Source organism: Ruegeria sp. HKCCA0235A (assembly GCF_013033235.1).
Lineage (GTDB): Bacteria > Pseudomonadota > Alphaproteobacteria > Rhodobacterales > Rhodobacteraceae > Ruegeria.
This window is the reverse complement of record NZ_WQDQ01000010.1, coordinates 183,905-191,334: the sequence shown is the minus strand read 5'-3', so window position 1 is coordinate 191,334 and position 7,430 is coordinate 183,905. Positions and strand designations below refer to the sequence as shown.

The window sequence follows — 7,430 nt, the reverse complement described above, 5'->3', positions numbered from 1 at the left end:
GCTGACGACCCAGTTCCGACGTGATCGAGCCAAAAAGCTCGGGATCACGATCAGAAAGGGACTGGGTGAAAAATCCGGTATCACGAAGATTGGCGTTCATGGGCGCTCCACATGGCTGGGTAAAAATCTTGCGGATTTCCTATCGGAAACGCCACATTCGCAAAAGGCTTAAAGCGACGATTTGGCCCGCTGCGGCGTCAAGACTGGCCTATCGGGGAAAGGTATGTTTGTTTCGGAACCAAATGTGCAGCACCGGAAACCGGAAAACATGAAAAAAAGAATCGCCTTTCTTGCCAGTGAGGTCAAAGTGGCGCAAACGGCCCGGGATGCTCTGGTGTCCAAACACGGTAATGTGGCGCCCCGCGATGCAGATGTTGTGGTTGCTCTTGGGGGTGATGGCTTCATGTTGCATACCCTGCACAACATGCAGCATCTTGATACACCGGTATACGGGATGAACCGTGGCACAATCGGGTTTCTGATGAACGCGTATCACGAAGACGACCTGATGGCCCGCCTGGAGGATGCCGAGGAAGAGGTCATCAATCCGCTGGCGATGCGGGCGATGGATCAGTCCGGAAAGCTGCACGAGGCGTTGGCGATCAACGAAGTGTCATTGTTGCGGGCAGGCCCGCAGGCCGCGCGGCTGAAGATCAGCGTTGATGGCCGCGAGCGAATGGATGAACTTGTATGCGATGGAGCGCTGCTGTCCACAGCAGCGGGGTCCACGGCGTATAATTACTCGGCACACGGGCCTATTCTGCCGATTGGCTCGGACGTTCTCGCGTTGACCCCAATCGCCGCATTCCGCCCCCGCCGATGGCGTGGTGCCTTGCTGCCAAAAATCGCGAAGGTACGGTTCGATGTGCTGGATGCGGACAAGCGACCCGTTATCGTTGCCGCTGATTCCGTAGCTTTCCCAGACATTGACTGGGTCGAAATCCGGTCCGAGCCTACGATTTCACATCGCATTCTTTTCGACCCCGGGCACGGTTTGGAAGAACGACTGATTTCCGAGCAATTCACATAAAATTGCGTCTCTGTGAGGATTTTTTGAAACTGTGTGAAGCAGTTCACAGGGAATCTATTGGCAATTGGCTAATGTGAAATTGCCCGGAGAACACGCCAAGGTGGGAGTGAGTGGCCACCTGAACGGCGTATTCGAATGATTGCGCAGATTTTGCGCTGGCGAGGGTGGGTGGTGCTACGCTCGTCATCAGAAATCCGGGCTTATTTTAGCAGTCGGGCCCCGGGTACAATGTCCCGGGGTCTATTTTTTGCAGCCGCCCAGCAACTCTGATTTTTCCCAAAGCGGCAGGCACATTTGCCCCACGCGTGCCTCGATTGCCGCGGCCGCATCCACCGCCAGATCTTCGCGCCAACGCTGTGCCGCAATCTGAACACTGATCGGCTGTGGGCCCTTAGGCAATTCAGCCAGCCGGGCCGGGACACATGCCGCAGGCAGGCCCAGAAAGTTCATCGCATAGGAATAAACGGCGCACCCCAGAACCTCATGCACTCCATCGGCGCCTTCGGTGTCCCGGTCAGGTTTGAAGAACGGTTGTGGCAGGAAAGGCGACAGCACCAAAGGGTAATCCTGCAAAAACAGGGACCATTCCCGCGCATAGTGGCTTCGTTTGGCCAGCATCCGAACCATCTCGGTTTCGACAATTGGCGGGAATTCCTGAAAATACACCGCAAAGATATTCTGAATCGTTTTCGAACCAGCGGCTTCGATATCTGATTTCATAAGCGTCAGCACTTCGCCCATCAGCGTACGATAACCGATTCGACCGCATTCAAAAACGTCAGGCGGGTCAATCTCTTGCACCATATAGCCCGCATCGGTCAGTGCGTCCCGTGCCGTGTCTAGCGCTTTCTCGACCTCGGGGTGCAAGGCATAGCCGAATGTGTTCTTGGTGAAGGCTACCTTGACGGGCGCGTCGGGATCAGGACCACGCCAGGGCATCGGCACGTGAAACGGGTCACGCGCGTCGGCGGTGATCAGGCTGGGCATGGACAGATGCAGGTCAGCGGCCGACCGGGTAATCAGGCCCTGAACTGACATCGACTGCGCCAGCAAACCGCGTTCGACCTTCTGGCTTGGGTTCCATGCCGGGACACGCCCCAGCCCGGGTTTCACCGTCACGGCTCCGTTGGCCGCCGCGGGAAAGCGCAGGCTGCCGCCGATATCGTTGCCGTGGGCCAGCGCGCCGATTCCGGCCATGACCGCAGCGCCAGCCCCACCGGAAGAGCCGCCGGGCGAGATATGCCGCCCCCAGGGGTTGTGCGTACGGCCATACAGCGGATTGTCCGTGTCGGCGCGGAAAGAGAACTCGGGCGTGTTGGTCCGCCCGACAACAACAGCCCCGGCCATTAGCAGATTGCTCACAACCGGGGCGTCATCCGGTGCAATCACATCCTTCAATGCGACGACACCGTTGGTTGTGGCGTGGCCTTTTTGGTCAACGTTCACCTTGATCGTGACCGGCACGCCATGCAGCGGACCCGTCGGTTTGCCGCCAGCCCGCGCATTGTCCAGCGCTTCGGCACGTTCCAACGCTTGCTCGCGCAGGTCTTCCACAACCGCATTCAAATCCGGGTTGACCTCATCCATTCGCTCGATCGAGGCCCGAACCGCCTCGGTCGCACTCAGGTCGCCGCGTCTTGTCAGGGTGGTCAGGTCTGTGGCGCTGAGACGCCAGATATCGGTTTGTGTCATGGGTCCTCACTGTCTTAACGTGACAGTAGAGGGGCTGCTTCCGGTTGCAAGAGAAGACAAAAAATGGGCGGCTAATGCCGCCCCTCGGGTTACTTGGCGTAACCGATTGTCTGCAAGGCCTCTTTGATCTCGTCAAGAATGGCTGGATCATCGATCGTTGCAGGCATTTTGTAATCCTGACCGTCTGCAATCGACACCATCGTACCCCGCAGGATTTTACCCGAACGTGTCTTGGGCAACCTATCGACGACGACGGCCAGTTTGAAGGCCGCCACCGGGCCGATCTTTTCCCGCACCATCTTGACGACCTCCTGAACCACGTCGCCATGATCCCGATCAGCGCCGGCATTCAGGCACAGGAACCCAACGGGCATCTGACCCTTTAGCTGATCCGATACACCGATCACCGCGCATTCGGCCACATCCGGGTGAGCGGCAAGCACTTCTTCCATCCCCCCGGTCGACAGACGGTGGCCCGCGACGTTGATGACATCATCGGTGCGGGCCATGATGTAAAGATATCCGTCCTCGTCGATCATACCGGCATCGCCGGTTTCATAATACCCGGGGAAATGTTCAAGATAGGATTTCCTGAACCGCTCCTCGGCGTTCCACAAGGTCGGCAGGGTGCCCGGAGGCAAAGGCAGTTTGACCGCGATGGCCCCCAGTTCGCCGGCTTTCATCGGGTGGCCGCCTTCGTCGAGAATTTGCACGTCATAGCCGGGCATCGGTTTCGCGGGCGAACCCAGCTTGATCGGAAGCTCTTCGATGCCCAGCGGATTTCCGGCGATGGCCCATCCGGTTTCGGTCTGCCACCAATGGTCGATCACCGGAACCTTCAGCGCATCCTGCGCCCAGATGATGGTGTCGGGGTCAGCCCGTTCCCCCGCAAGATACAGTGCCCGCAGATGAGACAGATCATACTTGGCGATCAATTCGCCTTTGGGGTCTTCTCGTTTCACGGCACGGATCGCCGTAGGGGCGGTGAAGAAGCTTTTCACCTTATGTTCAGAGATCACGCGCCAGAAGGTTCCCGCATCAGGGGTGCCGACCGGTTTGCCTTCGAACACAATCGTCGTGTTGCCGTGGATCAGGGGTGCATAGCAGATATAGGAATGTCCAACGACCCAACCCACATCGGATGCCGCCCAGAATACATCACCGGGATCAACGTCATAGATGTTCTTCATGGTCCAGTTCAGTGCCACCAGATGCCCGGCAGTGGGGCGCACGACGCCTTTGGGCGACCCCGTGGTGCCCGAAGTGTACAGGATATACGCCGGATCGTTGCCGTCGACGGGAACACATTCCGCCGGTTCGACACCGTACTGGAACCCGTGCCAGTTGTAGTCGCGCCCTTCGATCAGTTGCGCAACTTCCTGTTCGCGCTGAAAGATGACGCAGAAATCCGGCTTGTGCTCGGCAAGTTCGATGGCACCGTCCAGAAGCGGCTTGTAGTGCACAACCCGGCCAGGTTCCAAACCGCAGGACGCCGCAATGACGGCTTTGGGTTTGGCGTCGTCGATGCGGACCGCCAGTTCGTTGCTTGCAAATCCTCCGAACACAACGGAATGCACAGCACCGAGACGAGCGCAGGCCAGCATCGCCTCAAGCGCCTCGGGGATCATCGGCATGTAGATGATGACGCGGTCACCTTTCTCGATGCCTTTCGCCCGCAGCGCGCCGGCCAGATTGGCCACGCGGTTGCGCAGCTCGACATATGAAATCTCGCGTTTGGTATGAGTGATCGGGCTGTCATAGATGATGGCGGTCTGCTCGCCGCGCCCGTTTTCCACGTGGCGGTCCACGGCGTTCCAGCAGGTATTGACCTGTGCGTCGCTGAACCATTCATACAAAGGCGCGTTGTCGTCGAACAGAGCTTTGCTGGGTTCTTTGACCCAATCGATCCCCTTGGCGGCGCTCATCCAGAACGCCTCGGGGTCTTTCTTCCAACTGTCATAAACGTCCTGATACGCCATCTCGTCCTCCTCACAACGACTTGGTCTTTGTGTTAGGACCCAGAAAACTATCGGGCAAGCGAGTCAAATGACGACGCGTCAGTTTATCGCAAAATATTTGCAGTAATACGCGCAACAGCTTGCAAATTTTTGCAAACTTCTTTTCCAGCTTTTGATTTTCTGCGCCAAAGAGGACATTTTGCAAACTTGCAAATTCGACCGTGCAAAAGATCACGTGCAAGACGACTCGGCGCAAGGCCAATTCGCCATTCTTCCGCGTACCCCACGGCTTCCACGGAGATGCAGCGGCATATAGCAGTCAAAAGGTGAGAATTGTGTTAACCGCACCCCCGTGGGGGATGCGGTTTTGGGCGTCGGGCGGCCGGCTTACCCGTAATGCGCCACCGGGGTCCCCGCGATGGCAGCCATGTTCAGCAATCCGCGCGCGGTAATGGATGGGGTGACGATGTGCGCCTTGTTGCCCATCCCCATCAGAATGGGGCCAACTTCGATCCCGTCCGCTTTCATTTTCAGGATATTGCGCACGCCGCTGGCCGCATCCGCATGGGCAAAGATCAGCACATTTGCTGCGCCCTGTAGGCGAGATCCCGGAAAAATCCGCGCCCGAAGATCCGCATCAAGGGCCGCATCCAGGTTCATTTCGCCTTCATAGACAAAGTCGCGCGGTTTCTGGTCCAGGATGTCCAATGCTGCGCGCAGGCGTTTTCCAGATCCTTCCGCCTGATTGCCGAATTGTGATTGCGAACAGAATGCGATCTTGGGTTCGATCCCAAATCGGCGAACATGCCGCGCGGCGCCAATGGTGGATTCCGCCAGTTCTTCGGGCGTCGGCAATTGCCGGACATGCGTATCGGCTATGAACAGGGGGCCGTCTTCCAAAATCATCAGCGACAACGCGCCGTGCGGACGCAGGTTGCCATCGTCAAGCACCTGTTCAACATAGTTCAGATGCCAGCGATATTCGCCGAACGTGCCACAGATCAGACTGTCGGCCTCGCCCCGATGCACCATGATCGCGCCGATGGCGGTTGTATTTGTGCGCATGATCGCCTTGGCCAGATCCGGGGTCACACCTCGGCGCTGCATGATCTGATGATACGAGCTCCAGTAATCGTAATAACGCGGATCGTTTTCCGGGTTCACGATCTGGCAGTCTGTGCCCGGGCGGATGGTCAGGCCCAGTTTTTCGCATCGGGATTCGATGACTTCGGGGCGTCCGATCAGGATCGGTGTTTCCGTCGTTTCCTCAAGAATGGCTTGTGCAGCCCGCAGCACCCTTTCATCTTCGCCTTCGGCAAATACGATGCGACGGGATGCGACGGCCGCGGCCTCGAATACGGGGCGCATCAAAAGCGCTGATTTGAAAACCGACTGGTTGAGTTTTTCCTTGTAGGCCTCAAGATCCTTGATGGGGCGCTTTGCGACGCCGCTTTCCATGGCTGCCTTGGCAACGGAAGATGAGACGACACCCACCAAACGCGGATCAAAAGGTTTCGGAATCAGGTAATCCGGCCCAAAGGTCAGTTGCTCGCCTTTGTAGGCGGCTGCCGCCTCGGCGCTTGTCGTCGCGCGGGCCATTTCCGCAATGCCGTCAACGCAGGCGATCTGCATCGCGTCATTGATCTCGGTCGCGCCCACATCCAGCGCACCCCGGAAGATAAACGGAAAGCACAATACGTTGTTGACCTGATTGGGAAAATCGCTACGCCCCGTGGCGATGATCGCGTCAGGTGCAACCTCACGCGCGGCCTGAGGCAGGATTTCTGGCGTTGGGTTGGCCAGTGCGAAGATGATCGGACGATCGGCCATTTTCTGAACCATTTCAGGCTTCAGGACATTCGGGCCACTAAGGCCCAGAAACAGATCCGCATCGCCGATGACATCTTCCAGAGTCCGCAATTCCGTTTTCTGCGCAAACTGCGACTTGTGCGGGTTCATATCCTCGGCGCGCCCCTCGTAGACGAGCCCGTGAATATCGCACAGCCAGATGTTTTCCTGTTTCACACCCAGTTTCACCAGCATGTTCAAACAGGCAATCCCAGCAGCCCCGCCGCCGGTTGATACGACTTTGATGTCCGCAAAGGATTTCCCCGCCACATGCAAAGCGTTCTTGGCCGCGGCCCCGACGACAATGGCGGTTCCGTGCTGATCGTCGTGAAAAACGGGAATGTTCATACGCTCGCGGCACAGCTTTTCGACAATGAAACAATCCGGTGCCTTGATGTCTTCCAGGTTGATGGCCCCGAATGTCGGTTCCAGTGCGCAGACGATATCCGCCAGCTTTTCCGGATCAGGCTGGTCTACTTCGATATCAAAACAGTCAATGCCAGCGAATTTCTTGAACAGGACGGCTTTGCCCTCCATCACTGGTTTCGAGGCCAGCGCCCCGATATTGCCCAGACCAAGAACCGCGGTGCCGTTGGATACCACGGCGACAAGGTTGCCGCGCGCCGTGTACTTTTCCGCGTTTGCGGCGTCGGCTTTGATTTCAAGGCTGGCCTCGGCCACGCCGGGCGAATAGGCGCGCGCCAGATCGCGACCGTTGGCCATCGGTTTCGTGGCCTTGATCTCAAGTTTTCCGGGTTTCGGATGGGCGTGATAGTCAAGCGCGGCCTGTCGCAGGCTGGGGGTGTCAGACATTGAAGTTTCAGTTCCCTCTTAGAATTTGATTTAACATTAAACTATTCGTCCAAGCTTGGCTACGTTGCGTAATTTTGCCGACGTGGCGC

Annotated in this window: 4 protein-coding genes; 1 reads left to right on the top strand and 3 read right to left on the bottom strand. The window is 57.6% G+C overall.

Annotated features, from left to right (window positions below):
- The first annotated feature begins 268 nt into the window (after positions 1 to 268).
- Positions 269 to 1,030, top strand: a complete 762-nt coding sequence (locus GOW56_RS17240) for an NAD kinase (protein WP_253283451.1) — start codon at positions 269 to 271, stop codon at positions 1,028 to 1,030.
- Positions 1,031 to 1,270: 240 nt separating this feature from the next.
- Here GOW56_RS17240 and GOW56_RS17235 read toward each other — a convergent pair whose 3' ends face one another.
- From GOW56_RS17235 to GOW56_RS17225, 3 genes are all read right to left on the bottom strand, one after another.
- The gene (locus GOW56_RS17235; RefSeq protein WP_171206639.1) at positions 1,271 to 2,722 is read right to left on the bottom strand and encodes an amidase family protein; all 1,452 of its coding nucleotides are present in this window, start codon (positions 2,720 to 2,722) and stop codon (positions 1,271 to 1,273) included.
- An 89-nt stretch (positions 2,723 to 2,811) separates the two neighbouring features.
- Positions 2,812 to 4,701 carry a propionate-CoA ligase PrpE gene (prpE, locus tag GOW56_RS17230; RefSeq protein WP_171206638.1) on the bottom strand — a complete coding sequence of 630 codons (1,890 nt, stop codon included), beginning with the start codon at positions 4,699 to 4,701 and terminating at the stop codon, positions 2,812 to 2,814.
- 366 nt (positions 4,702 to 5,067) lie between these two features.
- On the bottom strand, positions 5,068 to 7,341 hold the full coding sequence (locus GOW56_RS17225; RefSeq protein ID WP_171206637.1) for an NADP-dependent malic enzyme: 2,274 nt from the start codon (positions 7,339 to 7,341) through the stop codon (positions 5,068 to 5,070).
- Between the last annotated feature and the right edge of the window lie 89 nt (positions 7,342 to 7,430).